Source organism: Rhizobium sp. 18055 (assembly GCF_902706285.1).
Classification (GTDB): Bacteria; Pseudomonadota; Alphaproteobacteria; order Rhizobiales; family Rhizobiaceae; genus Rhizobium.
Map to the genome: position 1 here is coordinate 157,032 of NZ_CACSKD010000008.1, position 24,807 is coordinate 181,838.

General features: G+C 59.6%; 22 protein-coding genes. 11 read left to right on the forward strand and 11 right to left on the reverse strand.

Annotated features, from left to right (window positions below):
- Together GVL52_RS15860 and GVL52_RS15865 are read right to left on the reverse strand one after the other, a co-directional pair.
- Positions 1-963, reverse strand: coding sequence for a VOC family protein (locus tag GVL52_RS15860; protein ID WP_160008760.1), 963 nt, complete (start codon positions 961-963; stop codon positions 1-3).
- 21 nt (positions 964-984) lie between these two features.
- The gene (locus GVL52_RS15865) at positions 985-1,719 is read right to left on the reverse strand and encodes a PIG-L deacetylase family protein (protein ID WP_160008762.1); all 735 of its coding nucleotides are present in this window, start codon (positions 1,717-1,719) and stop codon (positions 985-987) included.
- 281 nt (positions 1,720-2,000) lie between these two features.
- On the opposite strand from GVL52_RS15865, the gene GVL52_RS15870 reads away from it, so the two are divergent.
- From GVL52_RS15870 to GVL52_RS15900, 7 genes are all read left to right on the forward strand, one after another.
- The gene (locus GVL52_RS15870) at positions 2,001-2,855 is read left to right on the forward strand and encodes a branched-chain amino acid ABC transporter permease (RefSeq protein WP_160008764.1); all 855 of its coding nucleotides are present in this window, start codon (positions 2,001-2,003) and stop codon (positions 2,853-2,855) included.
- A complete protein-coding gene (locus GVL52_RS15875) occupies positions 2,855-3,901 on the forward strand; it encodes a branched-chain amino acid ABC transporter permease (protein WP_160008766.1) in 1,047 nt (348 codons plus the stop codon). The genes GVL52_RS15870 and GVL52_RS15875 overlap by 1 nt, the downstream gene beginning before the upstream one ends.
- Positions 3,898-4,650: an ABC transporter ATP-binding protein gene (locus GVL52_RS15880; RefSeq protein ID WP_160008768.1), complete on the forward strand. Its 753-nt coding sequence runs from the start codon at positions 3,898-3,900 to the stop codon at positions 4,648-4,650. The genes GVL52_RS15875 and GVL52_RS15880 overlap by 4 nt, the downstream gene beginning before the upstream one ends.
- Positions 4,643-5,374, forward strand: a complete 732-nt coding sequence (locus tag GVL52_RS15885; RefSeq protein WP_160008770.1) for an ABC transporter ATP-binding protein — start codon at positions 4,643-4,645, stop codon at positions 5,372-5,374. Before GVL52_RS15880 ends, GVL52_RS15885 begins: the two co-directional genes overlap by 8 nt.
- Before the next feature lie 74 nt (positions 5,375-5,448).
- A complete protein-coding gene (locus tag GVL52_RS15890; RefSeq protein ID WP_160008772.1) occupies positions 5,449-6,615 on the forward strand; it encodes an ABC transporter substrate-binding protein in 1,167 nt (388 codons plus the stop codon).
- Between the two features lie 75 nt (positions 6,616-6,690).
- The gene (locus tag GVL52_RS15895) at positions 6,691-7,575 is read left to right on the forward strand and encodes an NAD(P)-dependent oxidoreductase (RefSeq protein ID WP_160008774.1); all 885 of its coding nucleotides are present in this window, start codon (positions 6,691-6,693) and stop codon (positions 7,573-7,575) included.
- 14 nt (positions 7,576-7,589) lie between these two features.
- A complete protein-coding gene (locus GVL52_RS15900) occupies positions 7,590-8,759 on the forward strand; it encodes a LysR family transcriptional regulator (protein WP_160008776.1) in 1,170 nt (389 codons plus the stop codon).
- Positions 8,760-8,837: 78 nt separating this feature from the next.
- Here the strand turns inward: GVL52_RS15900 and GVL52_RS15905 are convergent, their stop codons facing one another.
- The 3 genes from GVL52_RS15905 to GVL52_RS15915 form a co-directional block, all read right to left on the reverse strand.
- Positions 8,838-10,385, reverse strand: coding sequence for a cryptochrome/photolyase family protein (locus tag GVL52_RS15905; protein WP_160008778.1), 1,548 nt, complete (start codon positions 10,383-10,385; stop codon positions 8,838-8,840).
- Between the two features lie 196 nt (positions 10,386-10,581).
- Complete coding sequence (locus GVL52_RS15910) at positions 10,582-11,628, reverse strand: sensor histidine kinase (protein ID WP_160008780.1); 1,047 nt, start codon at positions 11,626-11,628, stop codon at positions 10,582-10,584.
- Positions 11,625-13,067: an ATPase domain-containing protein gene (locus tag GVL52_RS15915; RefSeq protein WP_160008782.1), complete on the reverse strand. Its 1,443-nt coding sequence runs from the start codon at positions 13,065-13,067 to the stop codon at positions 11,625-11,627. The genes GVL52_RS15910 and GVL52_RS15915 overlap by 4 nt, the downstream gene beginning before the upstream one ends.
- A 481-nt stretch (positions 13,068-13,548) precedes the next feature.
- Here GVL52_RS15915 and GVL52_RS15920 point away from each other — a divergent pair, with 481 nt between their 5' ends.
- The 4 genes from GVL52_RS15920 (at position 13,549) to GVL52_RS15935 (ending at position 18,902) form a co-directional block, all read left to right on the forward strand.
- Positions 13,549-14,028, forward strand: coding sequence for a formate dehydrogenase subunit gamma (locus GVL52_RS15920; protein WP_160008784.1), 480 nt, complete (start codon positions 13,549-13,551; stop codon positions 14,026-14,028).
- Complete coding sequence (locus GVL52_RS15925; RefSeq protein WP_160008786.1) at positions 14,025-15,581, forward strand: NADH-quinone oxidoreductase subunit NuoF; 1,557 nt, start codon at positions 14,025-14,027, stop codon at positions 15,579-15,581. Before GVL52_RS15920 ends, GVL52_RS15925 begins: the two co-directional genes overlap by 4 nt.
- A gap of 4 nt (positions 15,582-15,585) precedes the next feature.
- Positions 15,586-18,465, forward strand: coding sequence for a formate dehydrogenase subunit alpha (fdhF, locus tag GVL52_RS15930; RefSeq protein WP_160008788.1), 2,880 nt, complete (start codon positions 15,586-15,588; stop codon positions 18,463-18,465).
- Positions 18,466-18,641: 176 nt separating this feature from the next.
- Positions 18,642-18,902: a formate dehydrogenase subunit delta gene (locus GVL52_RS15935; RefSeq protein ID WP_160008790.1), complete on the forward strand. Its 261-nt coding sequence runs from the start codon at positions 18,642-18,644 to the stop codon at positions 18,900-18,902.
- A gap of 87 nt (positions 18,903-18,989) precedes the next feature.
- On the opposite strand, the gene GVL52_RS15940 is transcribed toward GVL52_RS15935, so the two are convergent.
- Genes GVL52_RS15940 through GVL52_RS15965 form a run of 6 tightly spaced genes read right to left on the reverse strand, consistent with a single transcriptional unit; the run spans position 18,990 to position 24,782 of the window.
- Positions 18,990-20,612 (reverse strand): dihydroxyacetone kinase subunit DhaK, encoded by a 1,623-nt coding sequence (locus GVL52_RS15940; RefSeq protein ID WP_160008792.1) that lies wholly within the window; start codon positions 20,610-20,612, stop codon positions 18,990-18,992.
- A gap of 10 nt (positions 20,613-20,622) precedes the next feature.
- Complete coding sequence (locus GVL52_RS15945; RefSeq protein WP_160008794.1) at positions 20,623-21,618, reverse strand: ABC transporter ATP-binding protein; 996 nt, start codon at positions 21,616-21,618, stop codon at positions 20,623-20,625.
- On the reverse strand, positions 21,611-22,708 hold the full coding sequence (locus GVL52_RS15950; RefSeq protein ID WP_160008796.1) for an ABC transporter ATP-binding protein: 1,098 nt from the start codon (positions 22,706-22,708) through the stop codon (positions 21,611-21,613). The genes GVL52_RS15945 and GVL52_RS15950 overlap by 8 nt, the downstream gene beginning before the upstream one ends.
- A gap of 3 nt (positions 22,709-22,711) precedes the next feature.
- On the reverse strand, positions 22,712-22,900 hold the full coding sequence (locus tag GVL52_RS15955) for a hypothetical protein (RefSeq protein WP_160008798.1): 189 nt from the start codon (positions 22,898-22,900) through the stop codon (positions 22,712-22,714).
- A complete protein-coding gene (locus tag GVL52_RS15960) occupies positions 22,897-23,838 on the reverse strand; it encodes a carbohydrate ABC transporter permease (RefSeq protein WP_160008800.1) in 942 nt (313 codons plus the stop codon). Before GVL52_RS15960 ends, GVL52_RS15955 begins: the two co-directional genes overlap by 4 nt.
- Entirely contained in the window at positions 23,835-24,782 is a 948-nt protein-coding gene (locus tag GVL52_RS15965) for a carbohydrate ABC transporter permease (RefSeq protein ID WP_160008802.1), read from the reverse strand. The genes GVL52_RS15960 and GVL52_RS15965 overlap by 4 nt, the downstream gene beginning before the upstream one ends.
- Positions 24,783-24,807 lie beyond the last annotated feature (25 nt).

The window sequence follows — 24,807 nt, forward strand, 5'->3', positions numbered from 1 at the left end:
TCAGGCTCCTTTCTTGTCCACCGGCGGCGTGCCGTGCGTGTGGAAGGTTTCGATGGTTTTCAATCCCCAGGCCTGCCCCCTCTTCCGCTCGGCCTCCGTCCAGACGATCGGCTCCCAGTCCGGCGCCAGGATCAGCCGTGCGCCGGCATTGGCCAGTTCTACGCGGTTGCCTGCAGGCTCCCAGACGTAAAGAAAGAACGTGCCTTGAATGGCGTGCTTGTGGGGGCCGGTCTCGATGTGAATGCCGTTTTCGAGGAAGATGTCGGCGGCTCGCAAAATCTCCTCGCGGGTATCGGTCGCGTAGGTGACGTGGTGGAGACGTGCGCTGCCGCCGCCGTGTTCTTCGGTGCAGGCGAGGTCGTAGCCCTTGTTGTTGATCGTAAACCAGCAGCCGCCCGTCCTGCCATTGTCGAGCTGGATCATCTCCGTCACTCTCGACCCCAGGCACGTTTCCATGAATGTACGAAACGCAGAGACATCGGACGCGAGGAGATTGAGGTGATCAAGCCGTCGGGGATGGCAGCCTCGGCCGTGATAGCGTTGCGCCATGTTCTTGAGAACGGGCTTTTCCGCATCGGGCGGGCTGTATTTGACGGTTTCGTAGTAGATTTCGAAGACGTGCCCGAACGGATCTTCGAAGCGAAATGCGCGACCGTGTCCCTGATCGCCATCCACCCAACCGATCACCTTGTAGCCGCTCGTCTCGATCACCTTCACACGCCTTTGAAGCGCCTCGGGCGACGACGCGCGGTAGGCGATGTGACCGACGCCGGTGGTGTTGTGCCGGGTCAGCTTCAGCGTGTGGAACTCGTAGTCGTCCCACGCCCTCAGATAAGCGGAATTTTCATCCTGGCCGGCCAGCGTCAGTCCATAGACGTTCAGGAAAAAGTCGAGACTTTCCTCGAACTTGTTCGAATACATCTCGACATGCGCCAGATGCGCAATATCAAAGCAGGGTTCCATATCGTCTCCTCCCAGAGTTCCCTAGAGCTCGTCTACTGTCCGAGGGAAGACCGACTGGAAACCTTCGGCGTATTTTGCGGCACGACCACCAGACTGGCCGCCAGAATTGCGCTGGAAATGATTGGCACGGTTCTGTGCCACGCGCGTGTAGAATTCCCAGAGATGCTCCTGCCCTTCCATGCACTCGATGGCAGCTCGCTTCTTTTCCCATACCGAGGTGATGTCAAGAAAGACGTCAGGCTTCCAGCCCATCTGCTCCGTCTGGTGCGGTTCGAACAGGTAAAGCTGCGGCGCGCCCAGGACCTTTTGACCAGGATTGTGGCCCCAGGCCTGCGCAATCATGCGCGTCTCCAGCGCCACCTGCGTGGCATACATGTGATCGGTGTTATAAGGGTCGTACTGCGAGTGGCTCAGCATGAAGGCTGGCTGAACTTTCCTGATGACATCGACCAGTTTGAACTTGTCGTCATCGGTCAATCGCAACGGATAATCTCCCAGGTCGAAGCTGATGAGGTCGTGCACGCCAAGCGCCTTCGCGGCCTTCTCGGACTCGCTTCGCCGCGCCGCCTTCACCTTCTCAAGCGTCATGCTCGTGTCTTTCCAAAGCTTGGCAGATTCGCCACGCTCACCGAACGACAGGCATACGACTGTAACGTCATAGCCCATCTCCGCATGGGCAGCGATTGCTCCGCCGCATCGCCAGACAAAGTCCGCGGCATGCGCGCTGATGACCAGAGCCGTCTTTTTCTCGGACATGGGTGTCTCCTTCCTGATTGAATGCAATTTCAATCTCGGAGAACAGGTTTGCCAATTTTGTTTTGGGAAAAACCCATAAGTTTTAGCTATAGCCAAAAATATCTGAGCCACCATCTTGGCTGGCTATAGCATTTTCTTATGGCAACTCGACCATTTTGGAATGGGAAATCTCCACACTTCCAGCCAACTTAGGGCCTCGACGAGGCTCGTGAATGAACCGCGCGACAACTGAACGGTCTGCGCTCGCTGCCAGCAGAGTGCAAACCGCCAAGGGAGGAAAAATGCTGACCCTTCTATTCGATGGGCTCGCGTACGGGATGTTGCTGTTCGTCCTGTCGTGTGGCCTTGCCGTAACGCTCGGGCTGATGAATTTCATCAATCTCGCACATGGCGCATTCGCCATGGCCGGCGGATATGTAACCGTGATCCTCACCAACCGGTGGGGCGTGCCCTTTCTATTGACGCTACCGATCGCATTTCTTGCGACCGCCGTCGTCGGGGGGATTCTTGAAAAGCTGCTCTACACGCGGCTTTACGACAAGAGCCACCTGGACCAGGTGCTGTTTTCGATCGGGCTCGTCTTTATTGCCGTTGCCGGCATCGATTATCTGATGGGGTCCCAGCAGCAAATTCTCAACCTGCCGGAATTCCTGCGCGGCCGCGTCACGATCCTGGGCGTCGGCATTGGTGTCTATCGTGCTTTTCTGGTGCTGGTTTGCGGCGCGCTAGCCTTGGCGCTTCAGATCATTCTTGCTCGCACGCGTTTCGGAAGCCGGCTCAGGGCGTCCGTCGATGATCGGCGCGTGGCGCGTGGCGTCGGCATTCGGGTCAACACCATCTTTGCCGTGACCTTCGCAGTCGGATCCGGCCTTGCCGGTCTTGGTGGCGCCCTCGGTGCTGAAATACTCGGTCTCGACCCAACCTTTCCCCTGAAATTCATGGTCTACTTCCTCATCGTCGTGTCCGTCGGCGGAACCTCGAGCATGACCGGCCCGCTGGTCGCCGCCATCCTGCTGGGTGTCGCGGACGTGCTTGGCAAATATTATGTCCCCTCGCTTGGTGGTTTCATCATCTACATCATTCTTGTCGCCGTGCTCGTCGCCCGTCCCCACGGCCTGTTTGCGAGGGCTGGCTGATGTTGAACTCCGAAATGCATCAAAGCTCGCTCGCCGGACGCGTATCGGCGCGGCTGAAGCTGAACAACCGCTGGGGCATCCTCGAAATTCTCTTCTGGATGCTGGCCCTGGCCTCCTGGTTCTTTCTGCCAGATGAGCATCTCATCCTGACCGAGATCGTCGGCTATGCCGTGCTGGCGTTGTCGATCGATCTGATCCTTGGCTATGCCGGCGTCGTCACGCTCGGTCAGGCCGCCATGTACGGCATCGGCGCGTATGCCAGCGGCATCTTCTCGATCTACGTAACGGGCGAGCCGTTGACCGGCCTCGTCGTCGCCGCCTTGGCTGGCGCCGCCGTTGCGCTGCTGACCAGCTTTCTGCTGCTGCGCGGGGCCGATCTCACCCGGCTGATGGTCACCCTTGGCGTTGCGGCCGTCCTGTCGGAAATCGCAAATCAGGCAAGCTGGCTGACAGGCGGTGCAGACGGCCTACAGGGGATTACCATCGACCCGCTTTTTGGCCACTTCGAGTTCGATATCTATGGACATACCGGCTATGCCTACAGCCTGGCGGTGCTCTTCGTCCTTTTCCTCCTGGCACGGCTGTTGGTCTCTTCGCCGTTCGGCTATTCGCTAAAGGCGATCCGCGACAATCCTTTGCGCGCCTCGGCGGTCGGCATCCCGGTCAAAGCCCGGTTGGTCGCGATCTACACGATCGCCGGCGCCTATGCTGGGATTTCCGGTGCGCTCTTCACCCAGACCCAGCAGTTCATTTCGCTCGATGCGCTTTCTTTCCAGAAATCGGCCGATGGTCTGATGGTTCTGGTCATCGGCGGCACCGGCTATCTCTATGGCGGCCTGATCGGCGCTCTCGTCTACAAGGTCATTCAGGACGGCCTGTCGTCTCTCACGCCGCAATACTGGCAATTCTGGGTTGGCGTCCTGCTGGTCGCATTCGTGCTGGCCGGCCGTGACCGCCCTCGGCAGCTGGTGCAGCGTGCCTCCCATTGGATCGAGGGTCTGAATCTGAAGCGCCGGCTGCGCGCGGTAAAAGGAAAATCCTCATGACGGCCGCAGCGCTCGAAACCAGAAACCTCAACAAGACCTTCGGTGCCCTCAAGGCGACGACAGATGTCAGTTTTCGCCTCGAGAGAGGCGCCCGACATGCCCTGATCGGTCCAAACGGCGCGGGAAAGACGACCTTCATCAACCTGTTGACCGGCGTGCTCGCCCCCTCAAGCGGTGACATCATGCTGAACGGTGAAGGCGTCGGTACGATGACGCGGGAAAAACGGGTTCGCCGGGGCCTCGTGCGGACGTTTCAGATCAATCAGCTGTTTGCCGGCTTGAGCGTCGTCGAGAGCCTGGCACTCGTCATCAACGAACGACGCGGACATGGTTGGGATTGTTTCAAGCTGACCTCCCGCATCGTCGGTATCGAAAAGGAAATCGCAGACCTTTTGCGCGACTTCGGCCTCGAAACTGTATTCGACGAGATTTGCTCGGCCCTGCCTTACGGCAAGCAGCGACTGCTTGAGATCGCGCTTGCCGTCGCCTGTCAGCCGAAGGTGCTGCTGCTGGACGAACCGGCTGCCGGCGTCCCGGAAGCTGACCGGAAGGAAGTGATGGCACGGCTTGCGGCGCTCCCCTCCGATGTCTCGATCCTCCTGATCGAGCACGACATGGATCTGGTATTCAGCTTCGCCGACCGCATCTCGGTTCTGGTTGCCGGCGCATTGTTCGCGGAAGGCACCGCAGAGGAAATCGCGCGAGATCCCAGAGTAAAGGACGTCTATCTCGGAGGCGCTCATGACTGAGATCTTGAGGCTCGAGGCGTTTTGCGCCGGCTACGGCAAGGCGACCATTCTTCGCGACGTCAACCTCAGTGTTGGCGAAGGCAGAGCGCTGGCGCTCCTCGGGCGCAACGGCGTCGGGAAGACGACGACGCTGAACAGCATTATCGGTCTGACGCGATATCAGTCAGGCTCAATCCGGCTGCAAGGCGTTGCGATCGAGCGTCTTGCGCCGGAGCGCCGTGTGGAGGCCGGTGTTGGCTGGGTTCCGCAAGAGCGCGGCGTGTTCCGCTCCCTGACGGTCGAGGAAAACATCACCGCGGTCGCTCGGCCTGGACGATGGACCCTCAGCGCAGTCTACGACCTGTTCCCGCGACTGAAGGAACGCGAACGCAACCTTGGAAATCAGCTTTCCGGTGGCGAACAGCAGATGCTGGCGATCGCCCGTGCCTTGGTCCTGAACCCGAAGATTTTGTTGCTCGACGAGCCAACCGAGGGTCTCGCACCGATCATCGTCGAGGAATTGCTCAAAGCCATCCGCAGGATCGTACGCGAGGAAGGCATGGCGGCAATCATCGTCGAGCAGCACGCGCAGCAGATCCTCGCCATCACCGACGATGCCGTGATCCTGGATCGTGGCGCTGTGGCGTTCAGCGGCGAGAGTGCGAGTCTGGCCGCGGACCAAGCCGCCCTGTCGAAATACCTCGGCGTCAGTGCCGTGGGAGGAGAAGTGCTTCATCAGACATGATCGGTGAAGCGAGATGAACATCGAACGAAGCGCGCGCAGTCACGGGCGCGCTTGAAAACTCAAAGGAGGAGGAAATGGATATGAAGAAATTGGCAATGGGCGCGTTGGCCGCGCTGTCGTTGGTCGTATCGGGAGGTGCGGGATACGCGGAAGAGACAGTCAAGGTTGGCGTCGTGATACCGCTGACCGGCGGTTTCCAGTCGAACGGGCGGCAGATGAACGCAGCATTGAAGACATTTGTCGCAACACGCGGCGACATGGCTGGCGGAAAGAAGGTCGAGTTTGTCGTCAAGGACGACGGAAGCGTCCCCGACAATGCCCTGCGCATTTCGCAGGAACTCGTCACCAGCGACAAGGTCTCGATACTGACGGGATTTGGCAACACGCCGACGGCGCTGTCGGTTGCGCAACTGTCCAAGCGCGCCAAGATCCCCCAGGTGATCATGGTCGCGGCAACCTCATCGATCATGAAGGCATCGCCCTATATGCTGCGCACCTCCTGGACCATTCCACAGGTGGCGAGCGTCATCGGCAAATGGGCTGCCGAGAACGGCAACAAGAAGTTTGTCAGCATTGTCTCGGACTACGGGCCCGGCGCAGATGCGCAGGCGTGGTTCAAGACGTCTCTTGAGGCCAGCGGCGGCACTGTAATCTCTCAGCTGAAGGTTCCGCTCGCCAACCCCGACTTCGCGCCCTTTCTTCAACGCGCAGCCGATGAGAAGCCCGAAGCGCTGTTCGTCTTCGTCCCCACCGGTGCAGGCGCTGCCTTCATGAAGCAGTTTGTGGAGCGTGGCCTGGATAAGTCAGGCATCAAGGTGATCGCCATGGCCGATGTGACCGACGACGATCTCCTGAACAACATGGGCGATCCGGCGATCGGCGTCATCACAGGTGGGTCCTACTCCACCAATCATGAATCGCCTGAGAACAAGGCCTTCGTCGAGGCTTTCAAGAAGGCCAACGACGGAATGCGCCCCAACATGGTGGCGGCCGCAGCCTGGGATGCGCTCGACCTGATCTACAAGACGCTCGACAAGACCAAGGGTGACGCGAGCGGCGATGCTTTCGTCGATGCGGCAAAGGGCATGCAGATCCAGAGCCCCCGCGGCCCTATCTCGATCGATCCGGACACCCGCGACATCGTGCAGAACATCTACATGCGCAAGGTCGAGAAGGTGGACGGCGAACTCTACAATACCGAGTTCCAGACGATCGAGGCCGTGAAGGACCCCGCTCGCTGACATCGTCTTCGGGCGGCACGGGTCGACCGTGCCGCCCGAGAGCACCAAGATAGCACTAGATTGACGGAGAGTGAGATGGCGGGAATCGCAACAATCGGCTTTGGTGAGGCGGCACAGGCCTTCGTGTCGGGGTGGCAGGCCGATCCGGATGTCAAGACATTGGGCGCTATCGCCAGCTTTGACGTCAAAATCGAGGATCTCACGCAAAGAAGCGCACTGCTGGATGCGTCGTCACGCCTCGACGTGGAATGCACCGAAACACCCGAAGACGCCTTGTCAGGCAGAAATCTGGTCTTCAGCCTCGTCACTGCCGACCGCGCACTTGAGGCCGCCACCCGCGTCGCGTCGCTGCTTGACCCCGGCACGCTCTATCTCGATTGCAACTCCTGCTCGCCGGCAACCAAGGCGGCAGCCTCGGAACTGGTCAATGCAGCCGGTGCCATTTATGTCGATGTCGCGGTGATGTCACCGGTTCATCCCGCTGGCCACCGAACACCCCTGCTTGTCGCGGGACCCGCTGCAGACCTAGCCTGCCGGCACCTCGCAAGCCTCGGAATGAACGCCAAGGTGGCAGGAGAGAAGATAGGCCATGCCTCATCGATCAAGATGCTTCGGTCTGTGATGATCAAGGGTTTTGAGGCCCTGACAGCAGAATGCCTTCTCGCCGCGCGCCGGGCCGGTGTCGAACAGGATGTTCTGGCGTCGCTCCAGGCATCCGATCCGGGGATAGACTGGACAAAGCGCTCCGCCTACAATCTGGAGCGGATGATGGTGCACGGAAGGCGGCGCGCCGCGGAAATGCGGGAAGTTGCGGCGACATTGCGCGAGCTAGGCATTCCTGACCGAATGGCGGCGGCGACAGTGGAGTGGCAGCGCCAACTCGGCGAACTCGAGATCAGAGACAGCGACAATTCGCTGGGCAATCGTGCAGACAGCATACTCGAACGCATACTAGGGTAGATTTGAAGTCGCTCATGACAGCCTCGGTTCACAATCTGCGTCACCTGCGTGTGTTCTTGTCCGTCGTGGACACCTGCTCGGTCACAAGGGCCGCAGAAATATGCCACCTGTCCCAACCTGCCGTAACCCAGGCTTTATCCAAGATTGAACGCTCGCTTTCGGCGGCCTTGTTCACGCGGACACCCCATGGCCTGTTTGTCACCGGGCTCGGCGAGATCCTTGCCACACGTGTTCGACGCGCCTTTCGCTATCTGGATCCCGCGCTTTCGGAACTCAGCCCGCGCTTGCGGATCGTTGCGACATCATCTCAACTCGAAGCTTTGATTGCGGTTTGCGAATGTCAGAACTTTTCGCTTGCAGCAAGAAAGTTGGGTCTCGCCCAACCGACGGTGCATCGCGCCATCACGCAGCTTGAACAAGAGGCCGCGCGCCCCTTGTTCGAACGAACATCGTTCGGCATCGTCGCCACCCGCGCGACACAGACTTTGGCACAAGCGGCCAGGCTGGCATTCCTCGAACTGGAGCAGGCCAAAGCGGACCTCGCAGACATGCATGCGGAGGAAGCCGGTAGGATCGTCATCGGCGCGATGCCGCTGTCCCGCTCGTTCGTCCTTCCGCGAGCGATCGCGGAGTTCAGGAAGCTACGACCGAAGACACCGATCCAGGTCCTTGAGGGGCCGTATGCTGACCTGTTGTCCGGACTGCGACGCGGAGAGATAGATTTCCTGATTGGCGCGCTACGCGACCCTGCTCCGATCGGCGATGTCGAGCAGCGGCAACTCTTTACGGACACAATCGTGGTCGTGTCGGGACACGACCACCCTCTCGCTGCCAGAGAAGAGATTTCGATCGAGGAACTCGCAACCTATCCCTGGATCGTTGCCCAGACGGGCACCCCTATACGCCGCCATTTCGATGCGCTGTTCGGCGATCTCGGACTTCAGCCGGCAAGCATCATCGAATCGAGTTCGCTCATCCTGATGCGCGAACTCGCCAGTAGGACCGAGCATCTGGGATGCATTTCCCATTTGCAGGCTCAGGCAGAATTGTCGCGGGGCCTGTTGGTCGCCCTACCTTTTGATCTCAGGCATACCGCCCGACCGATTGGCATAACTCTTCGCGCCAACTGGTTGCCAACCGCGGCGCAAGAGCAATTCCTGACGCTCGTTTCAGGGATTGAGTGACGTCTCGAGGCGGATCAGCACATGAAAGCCTGAGGGCTCCGTATAAGACGACCGGTTGGACCGGGACGACAGGCGTTTCTATATTCTTTCGCCGGCATCGAGTTTTTGCAGAAACGCTGAGGCGCTGTCCCGGTACGATTGCTTCTTGCCCTCATCCATCCGATGCCAGGACGAGAATATCTGGGCGAGACGATGATTTTTCGACAATGTCTCGGCATTGCGATCCAGAAAGTCCCAATAGAGCGCGTTCAAAGGACATGCTGCGCTGCCGGTCTTCTTGGACACGTCGTAGCTGCAGCCATGGCAGTAGTCCGACATGCGATCGATATAGGCCCCGCTCGCCGCATAGGGTTTCGAGGCCATGAAACCGTTATCTGCAAATTGGCTCATGCCGATCACATTTGGAAGCTCGACCCATTCAAAGGCATCGGCATAAACCGAGAGATACCACTCGTGGACGGCATAAGGGTCAAGAGCGGCAAGCATCGAGAAATTTCCGACCACCATGAGGCGGTGAATATGGTGGGCGTAGGCGTGGGTGATCGTTTGCGTGATAACGGTTGAAAGACAGGCCATATCGGTGTCTCCGCTCCAGAAAAAATCAGGCAGCGGCCTTTGTGCGTCGAAGACATTGCTGTTTTCGTAACCCGGCATCTTCAGCCAGTAGATGCCACGAATGTATTCGCGCCACCCGATGATCTGACGAATGAAACCTTCCACGGCGTTCAGCGGCGCTCGCCCTTCCAGATAAGCCCGCTCTGCCGCTCTGCAGATGGCCAAAGGGTCCAGCAGCCCGATATTGATATAGAAGGACAGCAGCGCGTGGTTGAGAAACGGTTCGTCCTTCAACATCGCATCCTGGGTTTCCCCAAAATTCGGCAGAAAATCCTGCATGAAGGTATCGGCCGCGCGTTCGGCATCCGCACGGGTAACTGCAAAGGCGAACTTCTTCGTCGAGCCCATATTGCCGGCGAAACTCCGTTCCACAAGATCGAGAACTTCGACGGTGATTTCATCGGGTTTGAAAACCGGATGCTTCGGGCGAAACAGGTCCGGTTTCGCAGGCTTGCGATTTTCGGCATCAAAGTTCCATTTGCCGCCCTCCGGCTCCTTTCCTTGCATCAGCAAGCCGGTTTTGCGGCGCATCTCGCGGTAGAAATATTCCATCGTCAGCGAACGGCGCCCTTCGGCCCAGTCACAGAACTCAGACTTGGAACACAGGAACCGGGTATCGGCCCGAATTTCGACCGGGATATTGAGCGCTGATTGCCAGCCTTTCATGGACTGCAACACCCGCCATTCGGAGGATTCGGTAACGACGACGCGCTCAGGCGAGATATCGGCAACGGCGCGGGCAAGCTCGCCGGTGAACGAGCCGGAATTATCGGCATCGTCCAATCGCGTATAGCGCAGTTCAAAGCCTCTTGCGCGAAGCTCCTCGGCAAAATGCCGCATGGCGGAGAAAATCAGCGCAATTTTCAGCTTGTGATGCGGCACGTAGGTCGCTTCTTCGATCACCTCGCACATCAGGATCACATCCCGCTCAGGATCTGCGCTTTCAAGACTGGAAAGCGACAGGGAAAGCTGATCGCCAAGAACGAATATGAGTTGACGGACGGGCTTCATCGCGGACGCTTCTGAATGATTGGTGAGTTCTTCATTCCCAAAGTACGCTGTCAGCTACGGGCCGGATCTCCAGAATCGAGAATGCGCGATCGATTGTCCTTCCAGGGCGACGAAATGTTGCAAATCTACGATAATTTCGAAACGTTATGCGGGCGCTGCTTTTCGCAGTGCCGTATGGCGGTTGCCACAGACAGCTTCATTCAACTTTCGGCTCGATCCGCGAAAGCGCGCCGCTCGCCAGGCACCGAAAGCCGGTTGGGGCAAAACTGATATCGGGAGGCGATCCGAGCAATGACCCGAGCGCCGAGCGCACATATCGTGTTCCATATCCCTGCCGGGTGGGCTCATGCACTATCGGCCCTCCCATTTCCACCCAACTCAGAGAGAATTCGGGTATCCCAGCTTCGGCAATTGCCCAAGTGAGCTCGACCTTCCCATCGGGGTGGGAGAGGGCGCCGTATTTTATGGCGTTGGTGATGAGTTCGTGCAGGCAGAGCGCAATCGTTGTGCCTGCCTCCCGACCGACAGCGACATCGGGGCCACCGACCTCTATGCGGCTCGCACCACCGCTATTATAAGGCGAAACGGTGAGGCTAACGACTGCGGCTAGCGAAACCTGCTCGCCGCCGGCGTCGAAAACCGCTGAATGTACGTTTGAGAGGGCCTGCAGGCGACCCGTGAAATCGGTTGCCAACTCCTCAACGGATGCTGCTCTTCGCTTGGTCATCTGAAAAATGGATGAGACGCTTGCCAGGATGTTTTTTACCCGGTGATTGAGTTCCAGCCGCAGCTCTCGTTCCCGCTCGATGGAATCGCGAACCTGACGTTGCCTTAGCCGTACCAGCAGATTTGACTGGATCGCGTTCACCAACTCCATGGGCGTAATGGGACGCGTGTGAAACAGCAGTCTGGAACCCGGCCAGGCGCGTTCCAGTTGGCTGCGAATTCTCGCGATGGGTGCTGCCCGCTCCAACAGGATGATGATCGGCACCTCTGACCAGTCCGGCTGCTGTGCGAGATGCGCCGCGATCCGCAACACGACCTCAGGGTTGAGAGCCTCGTGAGTGATCGCGATGATACCAGGCGACAAGGCAAGATGAGAGATCAGATCCTCATCTGCCTTTGCGGCCTTGACTGCCACTTTCTGTTCACGAAGAAGGGCCGCGATATAATCAGCATCCTTACGGAACGGGGCCAGCACGAGCACCCAATCCAGCTCGCTCTCCACCGAGACTGACTTCACTTTGGATCGGGAAGCGGATTGTAGGCGACGACGCTAACGCTGCCACTTTCGATCAGCAGTTCCTGAACATTCAGGTCGTGCGGGCCATGACGTTTTTTCACAACGGTAATGTTTCGCCGAAGCCGCCCTTCGTGCTCGACGATCCGCAGCAGAAGAACCGTGTCACCCAGGAAACTCACATCAACATCGATGCCGACATTCTGACCGATCAGGCCATGCTGCGCCACGATCAGCATGGTCAGAACGCCGGATCGGGCGAGATATTTCAGGAGGGACTGGATGTCGCGAACCGCCTTCTCGCGGTGCGGGAGCGAATTCAGGTATCCAGTCAGGCTGTCGATAACCACCACCCGCGCCTTGTTCTGCGTCACGGCGTCCTGGACAATCTGGCCGAATTCGCCGGGCGAGATCTCATTCGGATTGAAGTCGCGCAAGACCAGCTTGCCATCCTTATGGAACTGCCGCAGGTCCATGCCCAGGCCCTCCGAACGGCGGAAGAACGTTTCGAGCCGCTCCTCGAACAGAAACAGTGCAACGTTCTCACCACGCTTCAGGGCCGCAGTCGCATAGAGGGACGACATTGTTGATTTGCCGGTGCCCGACTGTCCTATGACCAGTGTTGTCGTTCCGGATTCCTGCCCACCCCCGAACATGTCATCCAGCGCGGAAACGCCGGATTTGATCAGCTGCGGCTTCACGGTGTCGGACGCGGTACTGGGCATGATGCGGGGAAAAACGACGACGCCCTGCCCCTCCCGAATAGCCATGTCGTGATATCCATCGGCGACAGGCACGCCGCGCATCTTCGAAACCTCGATACGGCGACGAACGCCGCCATATTCCTCAAGCGATTTGTCAAACCGAATGACACCGTGGGCGAGACCCTCGACTTCCTCGCCGCTGCGATCATAGCCAGGGGTTTGCGTGTCGAGAAGCAGGGCCAGGATATTCCGTTTCGCAAGAAAGGACTTGAAGCCGATGAGTTCGCGACGAAACCGCGGGGAATCGCCGGTAATCAGGCGTATTTCGAGGAGAGAGTCATAAACGAGCCGACTGGGCTTGTGTTTCTCGATTGCGGCTTCGATCGCCTTCCTGGTTTCATCCAGACGAAGATCGGCAGTCAGGAATATGCTCTGGTCATCGGCCTCGTTTACCGTGCCCGATGTGGATAACTCTTCCACACGGATACCGTCCAGCGTCCAGCCATGCGAAGTCGCGATCGCCTGAAGTTCGGCGGCCGTCTGCGAAAGTGTAACGTAAATGCAGCTTTCGCCCGCTTCCACGCCGGCTCGCAGGAACTGCAGTGCGGCCGTTGTCTTGCCGGAGCCCGGGGCTCCTTGAAGCATGTAGAGGTTCGATGTCGGCATGCCACCGCGGAGGATTTCGTCCAGTCCAGAAATTCCGGTGCTGACAACAGAGGGGGTTTTCTGTTTGGGCATATCTGTCTTTCGCTACGATGCATTTCGCAAACTGATGATCAAGGCGCGCTTTATCCGCGAATGAGGCGCCGTAGACGTTATATTTGTCCTTCGCAAAACATCAATAACGATGGTTTGCTGCAGAGTAGAAATGCCCCTGGAACCAGTTCGGCTGGGTTCGAGCGCCTGTATCAGGCGATTTGTCCGGCGGTCTGTCAGCACGCTGCGTGGAAAGAACCGGATCGATTGCGGCAAATCGCGCCACGGTGCGCCTGTTTTCATGCCGACGCGACGGTCCTTGATGATGCCATGGACAATGTTTCGCATTGATCTGTAGATCATGTACTCGAGTGCGAAAGGACGGGCCCATTGATTGCTTCTCGCTTCCTTGAGAAGGTTATATGATACAAGGCTGTTAGTTGTGTCGTCGGGCCCCGGTTTCTGGAGGGAGCCAGTCCGACGCACAGGTATCGATCGTTTGCAGGTCTTGGGAGGACTGCCGATGAACATCCATATCGCTGAGAGCGATATCGCGGGTCACGTGCGTGAGATCGCGGATCAGTTCAAAGCGCTCGAGGGGCCGCTTCTGCCGATCCTGCACGCGGTCCAGCACGCTTTCGGTTTTATCCCGCAGGAGGCAGTGCCGGTCATCGCGGCAGAGCTCAACCTGTCTCGCGCCGACGTGCATGGTGTCGTCAGCTTCTATCATGACTATCGCGATCATCCTGCCGGTCGGCACGTTCTGCGGCTCTGTCGGGCCGAGGCCTGCCAGTCGATGGGCGGCGATCAACTGGCGGCGCGGGTGAAAGCGATGCTCGGCATCGACTGGCACGGGACGACGCCCGATGGGGCGATCACGCTCGAACCGGTCTTCTGCCTCGGGCTCTGTTCGTGCTCGCCGACCGCAATGATGGACGGCGAGGTCCATGGCCGGGTGGATATCGCCGATCTCGAAGAGATGATTTCGGAGGCGCGCCGATGACCGTGAAGATTTACGTTCCACGTGATGCCGCTGCTCTGGCACTTGGGGCCGAAAAGGTCGCGCAAGCCGTCGTCCGCGAGATTTCAGCCCGTGGTCTCGATGCGACGATCGTGCGCAACGGTTCGCGTGGCATGCATTGGCTGGAGCCGCTGCTCGAGATCGAGGTTGACGGCAAGCGGATCGGCTACGGGCCGGTAAAGGCGCGGGACGTGCAGGCACTTTTCGATGCCGGGCTGATGTCGGGCGGCGACCACGCGCTCTGTCTCGGTGACGTCGAGGAATTGCCGTTTCTCAAGCGGCAGACGCGGCTGACCTTTGCCCGCTGCGGCGTGATCGATCCTTTGTCGCTTGATGACTACGAGGCACATGGCGGTCTTGCCGGACTGCGCATGGCGGTGTCCATGCAGCCTTCCGATATCGTCACCGAGGTGACCGCGTCAGGCTTGCGCGGTCGCGGCGGCGCCGGCTTCCCGACTGGTATCAAGTGGAAGACGGTGCTGGATGCGCCGGGCGCGCGCAAATACATCGTCTGCAACGCCGACGAGGGAGACAGCGGCACCTTCGCCGACCGGATGATCATGGAGGGCGATCCCTTCGTGCTGATTGAAGGCATGGCGATCGCCGGATTGGCGACCGGCGCAACCAAGGGCTTCGTTTACACACGCTCGGAATATCCGCACGCGATCATGGCGATGAGCCGCGCGATCGATATCGCACGCAGCGCCGGTGTGTTGGGTGCGTCCGTCCTGGGCTCAGGCAGGGCATTTGACATCGAGGTGCGCACGGGTGCGGGCGCCTATGTTTGCGGCGAGGAGACTGCCCTGCTGAACAGCCTGGAGGGCAAGCGCGGCGTCGTTCGCGCCAAGCCACCGCTGCCGGCTCACAAAGGCCTGTTCGACTGTCCCACTGTGATCAACAACGTCATCTCGCTCGCCTCCGTGCCGGTGATCATGGCGAGAGGGGCCGCCTACTACCGGGATTTCGGCATCGGCCGTTCGCGCGGCACGATCCCACTGCAGATATCAGGCAATGTGAAGCATGCCGGCCTGTTCGAAACCGCTTTCGGGATCTCGCTTGGCGATATCATCGACGATATCGGTGGCGGCACCGCCTCGGGCAGACCGGTAAAAGCCGTACAGGTCGGCGGCCCGCTCGGCGCCTATTTCCCACGTGCGCTGTTCGACACGCCGTTCGACTACGAGGCTTTTGCGGCCAGAGACGGGCTGATCGGCCATGCAGGCATTGTCGTGTTCGACGATAGCGCCGACATGCTCAAACAGGCCCGTTTCGCGATGGAATTCTGCACCGTTGAAAGCTGTGGCAAGTGCACGCCCTGCCGGATCGGCTCGACGCGCGGCGTCGAAACGGCAGACAAGATTGCGCGAGGAATAGAACCGGAGAAAAACCGGGAGCTTCTCGCCGATCTCTGCAACACGATGAAATTCGGGTCTCTCTGTGCGCTCGGCGGCTTCACACCTTATCCCGTGATGAGCGCCATGAGGCATTTTCCGGATGATTTCGCGCCCACACCCCTGATCCAAGCGGCGGAGTAGCACCATGCCCCTCGTCCACGAAATCGACTACGGCACACCCGCCTCACCTTCCGAGACCCTGGTGACGCTGACAATCGACGGCAATATGGTGACAGTGCCCGAGGGCACCTCGATCATGCGTGCCGCTATGGATGCCGGAACCGAGATTCCAAAGCTCTGCGCCACCGACATGTTAGAGGCATTCGGTTCCTGTCGTCTCTGTCTGGTGGAGGTGCAGGGACGCGCCGGAATGCCGGCCTCCTGCACGACACCGGTTGCGCCGGGGATGGTGGTCTCGACCCAGACGCCACGACTGAAGGATGTCAGGCGCGGGGTGATGGAACTGTATATTTCCGACCACCCGCTCGACTGCCTCACATGTGCCGCCAACGGCGATTGCGAGTTGCAGGATATGGCAGGTGCCGTCGGGCTGCGCGACGTGCGCTTCGGCTACGAAGGCGACAACCACGTCAAGGCGCGAGACACCGGCGGCATCAATCTCAAATGGGCGCCAAAGGATGAGACCAATCCCTATTTCACCTTCGACCCCGCCAAATGTATTGTCTGCTCGCGGTGCGTCCGGGCTTGCGAAGAGGTTCAGGGAACATTCGCGCTGACGATCGAAGGCCGCGGCTTCGATTCCAGGGTTTCGGCCGGCATGCACGAGGATTTCATCTCGTCGGAATGCGTCTCCTGCGGCGCCTGTGTGCAAGCTTGCCCGACCGCGACACTGACCGAGAAATCGGTGATCGCGATCGGCCAGCCGGAGCATTCCGTCGTCACCACCTGCGCGTATTGCGGCGTCGGCTGTTCGTTCAAGGCGGAAATGCGCGGCGAGGAACTGGTGCGCATGGTACCGTGGAAGGATGGACAGGCCAACCGCGGGCACTCCTGCGTCAAAGGCCGCTTCGCCTATGGCTATTCCAGCCACAAGGACCGGATCCTCAACCCGATGATGCGCGAGAAGATCACCGATCCCTGGCGTGAGGTCAGCTGGGACGAGGCTTTCGCACATGTCGCGACAGAGTTTCGGCGGATACAGTACCAGTATGGCCGGGATTCGGTTGGTGGCATCACGTCGTCACGCTGCACCAACGAAGAGACTTATCTGGTGCAGAAGCTGGTGCGCGCCGGCTTCGGCAACAACAATGTCGATACCTGTGCCCGTGTCTGCCATTCGCCGACCGGATACGGTCTCGGCCAGGCCTTCGGCACATCGGCCGGAACGCAAAATTTCGACAGCGTCGATCAAAGCGATGTCGTTGTCATTATCGGCGCCAACCCGACCGATGGACATCCGGTTTTTGCCTCCCGGCTGAAGAAGCGACTGAGGCAGGGCGCCAAGCTGATCGTCATCGATCCCCGGCGCACGGATATCGTCCGCTCGCCCCATGTGGAAGCGGCCTTTCACCTGCCGCTGAAACCCGGCACCAACGTTGCGGTGATGACCTCTCTGGCACATGTGATCGTGACCGAGGGACTGTGCGACGAGCGCTTCATTCGCGAGCGTTGCGACTGGTCGGAATTCGAGGACTGGGCCGCCTTCGTGACCGCGCCGGAACACAGCCCGGAGCAGACGGAGAGCTTCACCGGGGTTCCCGCCGACATGCTGCGCGGCGCTGCCCGGCTTTATGCGACCGGCGGCAACGGCGCGATCTATTACGGTCTCGGTGTTACCGAGCACAGCCAGGGTTCGACCACCGTCATGGCAATCGCCAATCTGGCGATGGTGACAGGCAATATCGGCCGCCCCGGTGTGGGCGTGAACCCGCTGCGCGGGCAGAACAACGTACAGGGCTCCTGCGACATGGGCTCCTTCCCCCATGAACTGCCGGGCTATCGCCATGTGTCCGACGACGCAACCCGCGATATCTTCGAGAAGCTCTGGGGCGTGACGATCAGCGACGAGCCGGGCCTGCGCATTCCCAACATGCTGGATGCCGCGGTCGATGGATCGTTCAAGGGGCTCTATGTGCAGGGCGAGGATATCCTGCAATCGGACCCCGACACCAAGCACGTCGCGGCAGGGCTGGCTGCGATGGAATGCGTGGTGGTCCATGACCTCTTCCTGAACGAGACGGCGAACTATGCGCATGTCTTCCTGCCGGGATCGAGCTTCCTCGAGAAGGACGGGACCTTCACCAATGCCGAGCGCCGCATCAATCGCGTGCGCAAGGTGATGAGCCCGAAGAACGGATACGCCGATTGGGAGGTGACGCAAAAGCTGGCGCAGGCAATGGGCCTGGGGTGGAACTACAAGCATCCGTCACAGATCATGGACGAAATCGCGCTGACGACCCCAAGCTTTGCTCTCGTCTCCTACGACTACCTGGAGAAGATGGGCTCCGTGCAGTGGCCCTGCAACGAGGCGCATCCGCTGGGCTCGCCGATCATGCACGTCGATGGCTTCGTGCGTGGCAAGGGCAAGTTCATCCGCACCGAATATATCGCGACAGACGAGCGCACCGGACCGCGTTTTCCCCTGCTCCTCACCACCGGGCGCATTCTCAGCCAGTACAATGTCGGTGCGCAGACCCGACGCACGGACAATGTGGTGTGGCACGCCGAGGACCGCTTGGAAATCCACCCGCACGACGCCGAACAGCGCGGTATTCGAGATGGCGACTGGGTGAAGCTGATAAGCCGTTCGGGCGACACCACGCTGCGTTCGCTGATCACGGATCGGGTATCGCCGGGCGTCGTCTACACCACGTTCCACCACCCCGACACGCAGGCCAATGTCATTACGACCGACTACTCGGACTGGGCGACCAACTGTCCGGAGTACAAGGTGACTGCGGTGCAGGTATCACCTTCCAACGGCCCGTCGGATTGGCAAGTCGAATATGATGAGCAGGCACGGCAAAGCCGTCGGATATCGGGAAAGCTCGAGCCGGCTGAGTGAGGCGGGAATGCCCGGACCGGATCGCATTTACGCGAACGGCACACGTGGGCGGCGCAGCGAAAACTGCCCGCCCATCCCTTGCCAAGCAAGCCGGCAAGACGATGACCGCGCCGAGCACCACAGAGACTTCGAGATTTTCAAGCATTGGGACCAGGCCTGGCCAGAAAGTGTAACCTATGTCGCATGATACGAATGACAAACTTGTCTACATGGCCAACCAGATCGCCGCCTTCTTCGAGTCCCAGCCGGCGGCTGGCGCGGCGCAGGGTGTTGCAACCCACATCAACAAATTCTGGGAACCACGGATGCGCCGCCAACTGTTCGAACTGTTGGAACGTGACGACAATGGCCTCAGCCCGCTGGTCAGGCAGGCGTCGTCGTTGATAAAAAAGCCTGCGCCGCCAACCATGCCAGCGAATGTAGCTTTTCAACCCTGATCACGATGAGGGACCGGCGGCATCCTCGCCGCGGTCGTGAAACGTACACCGGTGGCAAGCGAACGACCCGGTGAGCGTTCCCTCTCGTCATGAACCCGCCAGATGCTCGAACAGGCGGGCCACGGCTTCGGCCCCCGGGTCGATATGCCCCTCCAACTGCTTCGCATTCAAGTAAGCGGCGCGCCCGACCTTTGCCCTTGCAAAACCGGCCGTCGCATTGGCCCCGAGGCGCGCAGCCTTTGCAGCTGCGGCGACCCCGTCTTCCAGCGCATCCAGAGCCGGCTCCAGTGCATCGATCATCGTCCGGTCACCGATGCCGGCTCCGCCTATCTCCTTCATGCGGGTGAGCCCTGCCTTGAAAGCATCTCGCATCGGCAATCCGCTGGAAGCACCGTCGCCGGTCGCGGCGAAGAAAATGGCGAGCAGGACACCCGATGAACCGCCCATGGTCTGGCTGAGTTCGAGGCCTATGGCCCGGTACAACTGCGTCTGATCAGACAATGGCAATCTGTCCATCGCCTTGATCAGCGCCCGTGCGGCACCGGCAAGCGTCGAGCCGGTGTCGCCATCGCCAGATTTGGCATCCAATGCATTCAAATCCCGCTCCGCAGCAATCATGGTGTTACAGCAGCCAATCAGGAAATCGCGCGTAGGCTGGTGATCGGAGGGAAGCGGCGTGATCGGCTTCAAGCCGTCTGGCAGTTCCATCACCACAATCGGCTTGACGGCTGAAATGCCGGGCCAGGCCGGCGACGCAACCTTGTGACGGAGCCTGTCCAGATCGATGTCCTCGACCGGGCAGAGAGAGATCGAAAAGCCGCGCATGTCGAGCGACGTCATCATCGGAGCCGGTCCAACGACATGGGAGATATACCGACCAGCTGCCGAATTCAGCAATTCATGCGTCAGCACGGACATCTCGAGAACAGACGTGCCACCGAGATTGTTGATCAATGCGACATGAGGCCCGTCCTTGAGGGTCCGTAGGAGTTTGGCAGCGACAGCGGCCATTGCCGTTCTGGCATCCGAGAACTCCACCTGTTCGATCCCCGCCTCGCCGTGGATGCCAAGGCCGAGCTCGGCCATGCCGGCAGGAATACGATGCTCTTTCGGCGACCCCGGGACGGTGCAGGTGTCCAGCGACATCCCGATGCTCCTGGTCGAGGCAACGACCCGCTTGGCGGCCGCGGTCACCGTTTCCAGGTCCCCGCCGGTTTCCGCAACAGCGCCGGCAATCTTGTGCACGAACAGGGTGCCGGCAACGCCGCGTGCCTGCGGCAGATCGGGCAAAGCGATATCGTCATCAACGATGACCATGCTGACATTCAAACCGAACGCCCTGGCACGCTCCGCCGCCAGACCAAAATTCAACCGGTCGCCGGTATAGTTCTTCACGATGAGCAGGCAACCGGCGGGGCCGGTCACGGCAAGAATGCCGGCAAGAACAGCGTCCACGCTCGGAGAGGCAAAGACATCGCCGCACACGGCAGCCGTCAACATGCCGGCGCCGACAAACCCCGCATGCGCCGGCTCGTGCCCCGACCCGCCGCCGGACACCAGCGCCACTCTTGACTTGTCCCAATCGCTGCGGATCACGACGCGGATGTGCGGGTAGCCATCCAGTCGAGCGAGAGCACCACCGGAGGCTGCCAGCAGCCCATCAATCGCTTCGGTAACGACGTCTTCTTTTTTGTTGATGAATTGTGCCATTGGTCGCTCCCTAGGTTAGCCGCATGCCGTCCGCATCGAAGTAGAGCGGTCTGTCCGGCTGAATTTTCACGATATCGCCGTTTCGTAGCTCCGTATGAGCGCCTGTTACGGTGATAAGGTCATGGTTTCTGAACGAGAGATGGAGACGCGTCTGGTCGCCCAGATGTTCCACACGCTTGACAAAACTATCCTCCCCCAGCCCCTGGGCAATGTGCTCGGGTCTGAGCCCGATTGTGACCGCTCCGCGCGGCGCACTCGGGAATATATCGGCGGGCAGGAAGTTGATGCGCGGTTGGCCAAGCCGCGTTGCCGCATAGGTACTGACCGGATTTTCGTAGATTTCACGCGGCGAACCGAACTGCACCAGCCTGCCGTGGTGCAAAACACCGACATGCGTGGCCATTGTCATTGCCTCGGTCTGGTCATGTGTCACATAGAGCAACGTGGCGCCGGAATTGGCCTGGATGCTTTTCAATTCGATGCGCAGATCCGCACGCAGCTTCGCATCCAGCGAACTCAGGGGCTCGTCCATGAGGTAGATCTGGGGATTCCTGACCAGAGCACGCCCGATGGAAACGCGCTGCATCTCGCCCCCTGACAAGGCCGTCGCCTTGTTGTCCAGCTTGTGGGAAATCTGCAGGATCTCCGCGATCGCGTTTACCTTACGCTCGATTTCAGCTGGTGGCGTCTTCAGCAGTGGTGATTTCAACGGAAATGCCAGGTTCTGGCGAACCGTCAGGTGCGGATAAAGCGAGTATTGCTGAAACACCATCGCGACGTTTCTTTGTGCAGGCGTCAGGCCGCGCATCGGCTGACCGCCGATATAGACCTCGCCGCTATCAGGATGATCGAGACCGGACACCATCCGCAACGTCGTGGTCTTGCCGGCGCCGGTCGGGCCCAGAAGAACAACGAACGATCCGTCAGGAACCGTCATCGACACCTTATCCAGCGCCAGGTGAGCGCCGAACCTCTTGGTCACATCTTTGAGGACGATCTCAGCCATTTTGCAGCACCCCCTCGTTTGCTTCCGACAGAAGCGCCCGCCCCTTCTCCTCGGTGAATAGCGTCAACGTGCGCCGATCGAATTCCAGGCCGATCGTTTCGCCCGGATTGATCAGCTGACTGGAGGCAAGCCGAGCCTTCACGTCCCCATTGGGTGTTGTCAGTGTCACAATCTGCGTCGTGCCGAGATATTCGGTGGCGATCACCCGGCCCCGGTAGTGCGAAGCATCAGAGAAATGGATGTTCTCGGGGCGAACGCCAAGCGTGAGTTTGCCCTTGGCGCCTTGGCGCGAGATCGGGATATCAACCCTCTTTCCCGGCAAATCGATGCAGTTTGCGCCAATGCCGACCATGCCCTCGAATTCCAGAAAATTCATGGCTGGCGAACCGATGAACTTGGCGACGAACTTGGTCGCAGGCCAGTCATAGATCTGCTGCGGCTTGCCGAACTGCTCGACGACGCCATGGTTCATCACCACGATCTTGTCTCCCATCTGCATGGCTTCGAGCTGATCATGCGTCACATAGACCGTTGTCGCCCCCATCCGGTCGTGCAGGGCTCGCAGTTCCTCCGCCATATGCTCGCGGAACTCGGCATCCAGCGCGCCGAGCGGCTCATCCATCAGAAACGCCTTGGGGCGGCGGACGATCGCCCGGCCGAGCGCCACCCGCTGCCGGTCGCCCCCCGACAGCCCGCCGACGGGCTTGTCGATGATGTCTTCGATCTTCAGTATCCGCGCCACCTCTGCCACGCGCGCCTTGACCTCCGCCCTTGGCACACCTTGGCTGAACAACGGATAGGAGATGTTCCTGCGGACATTCATGTGTGGGTAGAGCGCGAACATCTGAAACACGAAAGCAATGTCCCGCTGGCTTGCGGGTTTCATTCCGACCTCTTCGCCATCGATGTAGATCTCGCCACTCGTCGGCAGCTCGAGGCCTGCCATCATGCGCAGTGTGGTGGTTTTGCCGCAGCCCGACGGGCCGAGAAGCATGAAGAACTCGCCGTCTTCGACGGTGAATGTGGAAGACTGGACTGCCGTAAAGCTTCCGAACTCCTTGCGCACATTTTCAATTCTGATTTGCGCCATGGATCACTCCGGAAAGTGGCTTACGATGATGAACATCACAGTCCCGACAAGGGTGACGATGAACGAGTAGGAAAACATCCAGAGCGCAAATGGCTGCATCAGCATCACCACACCTGCGGCAATGAGAATGGAGGCGACCAGCTCCCACTGACTGCGCCGAAACCGGCGCAATCCGTTGAAAAAGATATTCATTTTCGAACTGCTCCGAACGTAATGCCACGCAGCAAATGCTTGCGCAGGACAATGGTGAAAACCATGACAGGAACAAGGAATAGCGTTGCACCGGCGGCGACCGCCGGCCAGTCCTGGCCGGCAACGCCAATGATCGTGGGGATGAAGGGCGGGGCGGTTTGCGCCGTGCCTGACGTCAGAAGAACAGCGAATGCATATTCGTTCCAGGCAAAGATCAGACAGAAGATGGCTGTCGAGGCGATGCCGGTGGCGGCCTGCGGCAGTACGACCTTGTAGAATGCCTGGAACCGGGTGTAGCCGTCGATCAGCGCTGCCTCTTCATATTCGACGGGTATCTCGTCGATGAAGCCTTTCAAGAGCCAGACCGACAGCGAGAGGTTGACGGCGGTATAGAGCAGGATCATGCCGGCATGCGTGTCGCTCAGACCCAGCTGACGGAACATCAGGAAGATCGGGATGGCAACGGCAATCGGCGGCATCATCCGGGTCGAGAGGATGAAGAACAGCAGGTCATCCTTCAGCGGAACCTTGAAACGCGAGAAGGCATAAGCCGCAGCCGTTCCGAGCACGATGCAGAGCACCGTCGAGCCGAACCCGATAATCACCGAATTGGTGAACCGCTCTCCAAACCTCGATGCACCGGCAATGACCAGGCCGTCCTTGCGCACCAGGCGCTCATACCAGGTCTTCGGCTCGCCCAATTGCTGGAGGGTCTCGTCGGAGACGCGTGTGCGGGTGGTGAAGAGGTTGACATAGCCTTCCAGCGTCGGCTGGAAAACGACCTTGGGCGGATAGGCGATGGCATCGGACGGCGATTTGAAGCCGGTGGCGATGATCCAGATGAGCGGCAGGATGGTGATCACCGCATAGAGCACCACCAGAATACCAGCGAACCATTTCTGGCGGGCAGACGGCTCTGTAACGGAATAGCTGCTCATCGCTGTTTGACCTTGTTCAGCGCTTTGACATAGATCGACGCGAGACCGAAGACGGTGACGAACAGGATGACGGCGTAAGCCGAGGCGTAACCGGTGCGCCATTTCTCGAATGCTTCACGCTTGAGATTGATCGAGGTGAGTTCGGTTATGGAGCCGGGACCGCCGCCGGTCAGTTGCACCACCAGGTCGAACATCTTGAAGTTCTCGATACCGCGAAACAGGATTGCCAGCATGAGGAACGGCAGCACCAAAGGGATGGTGATCGTCCAGAACTGACGCCATTTGCTGGCGCGGTCGCACTCGGCCGCCTCGTAGATGCTCTCAGGAATGGAGCGCAGGCCAGCGAGGCAGATCAGCATGACGAAGGGCGTCCACATCCACGTATCGACGATGACGATGGCCCATGGCGCCAGATTGACGCTGCCGATCATCGAGAAGCTGGACGGATCAATTCCGGTCAGGAAGCCGACCGCATAGTTGAACAGCCCGATCTGCGGCTGATACAGAAAAGTCCAGAAATTACCGACCACGGCAGGGCTCAGCATCATCGGCAGCACGATGATGGTCGTCCACATGTCATTGCCGCGGAACTTCTTGTTGATGAGATAGGCCAGCGAAAAGCCGATCAGCACCTGCAGGACAATCGTCCAGATCAGGAAATGGGCCGTGGCCTGCATCGTCAGCCAGATATCGCCGTCCGTCAGGATTCGCTTGTAGTTCTGCAGGCCGATAAACTCGACCTCGGCATTCGGACGATTGACGCGAAAATTGGTGAAGCTCAGCCGGATCGTCCAGATCAACGGGAAGATGTTGACGGCGAGCAGCAAGACGATCGACGGTGCAACGAAAAGCCAGGCGATCGAGCGATCGGATAGCCCTCTTATGCGCCTGGCGACCGTCGGCGGCGTCGCCCGCGCGACGCGATCCATCGGTGTATCGGACATGATACCCCCTACGATATGTTGGATG

Excerpts from the sequence above, each read along its gene's own strand:
- GVL52_RS15950 (WP_160008796.1), bottom strand. The coding sequence starts at position 22,708 with ATGGCGCAAATCAGAATTGAAAATGTGCGCAAGGAGTTCGGAAGCTTT.
- GVL52_RS15965 (WP_160008802.1), bottom strand. The coding sequence starts at position 24,782 with ATGTCCGATACACCGATGGATCGCGTCGCGCGGGCGACGCCGCCGACG.
- GVL52_RS15880 (WP_160008768.1), top strand. The coding sequence starts at position 3,898 with ATGACGGCCGCAGCGCTCGAAACCAGAAACCTCAACAAGACCTTCGGT.
- GVL52_RS15900 (WP_160008776.1), top strand. The coding sequence starts at position 7,590 with ATGACAGCCTCGGTTCACAATCTGCGTCACCTGCGTGTGTTCTTGTCC.
- GVL52_RS15915 (WP_160008782.1), bottom strand. The coding sequence starts at position 13,067 with ATGCCCAAACAGAAAACCCCCTCTGTTGTCAGCACCGGAATTTCTGGA.
- GVL52_RS15920 (WP_160008784.1), top strand. The coding sequence starts at position 13,549 with ATGAACATCCATATCGCTGAGAGCGATATCGCGGGTCACGTGCGTGAG.
- GVL52_RS15955 (WP_160008798.1), bottom strand. The coding sequence starts at position 22,900 with ATGAATATCTTTTTCAACGGATTGCGCCGGTTTCGGCGCAGTCAGTGG.
- GVL52_RS15875 (WP_160008766.1), top strand. The coding sequence starts at position 2,855 with ATGTTGAACTCCGAAATGCATCAAAGCTCGCTCGCCGGACGCGTATCG.
- GVL52_RS15870 (WP_160008764.1), top strand. The coding sequence starts at position 2,001 with ATGCTGACCCTTCTATTCGATGGGCTCGCGTACGGGATGTTGCTGTTC.
- GVL52_RS15890 (WP_160008772.1), top strand. The coding sequence starts at position 5,449 with ATGGATATGAAGAAATTGGCAATGGGCGCGTTGGCCGCGCTGTCGTTG.
- GVL52_RS15895 (WP_160008774.1), top strand. The coding sequence starts at position 6,691 with ATGGCGGGAATCGCAACAATCGGCTTTGGTGAGGCGGCACAGGCCTTC.
- GVL52_RS15925 (WP_160008786.1), top strand. The coding sequence starts at position 14,025 with ATGACCGTGAAGATTTACGTTCCACGTGATGCCGCTGCTCTGGCACTT.
- GVL52_RS15935 (WP_160008790.1), top strand. The coding sequence starts at position 18,642 with ATGTCGCATGATACGAATGACAAACTTGTCTACATGGCCAACCAGATC.
- GVL52_RS15865 (WP_160008762.1), bottom strand. The coding sequence starts at position 1,719 with ATGTCCGAGAAAAAGACGGCTCTGGTCATCAGCGCGCATGCCGCGGAC.
- GVL52_RS15945 (WP_160008794.1), bottom strand. The coding sequence starts at position 21,618 with ATGGCTGAGATCGTCCTCAAAGATGTGACCAAGAGGTTCGGCGCTCAC.
- GVL52_RS15885 (WP_160008770.1), top strand. The coding sequence starts at position 4,643 with ATGACTGAGATCTTGAGGCTCGAGGCGTTTTGCGCCGGCTACGGCAAG.
- GVL52_RS15940 (WP_160008792.1), bottom strand. The coding sequence starts at position 20,612 with ATGGCACAATTCATCAACAAAAAAGAAGACGTCGTTACCGAAGCGATT.
- GVL52_RS15905 (WP_160008778.1), bottom strand. The coding sequence starts at position 10,385 with ATGAAGCCCGTCCGTCAACTCATATTCGTTCTTGGCGATCAGCTTTCC.
- GVL52_RS15860 (WP_160008760.1), bottom strand. The coding sequence starts at position 963 with ATGGAACCCTGCTTTGATATTGCGCATCTGGCGCATGTCGAGATGTAT.
- fdhF (WP_160008788.1), top strand. The coding sequence starts at position 15,586 with ATGCCCCTCGTCCACGAAATCGACTACGGCACACCCGCCTCACCTTCC.
- GVL52_RS15960 (WP_160008800.1), bottom strand. The coding sequence starts at position 23,838 with ATGAGCAGCTATTCCGTTACAGAGCCGTCTGCCCGCCAGAAATGGTTC.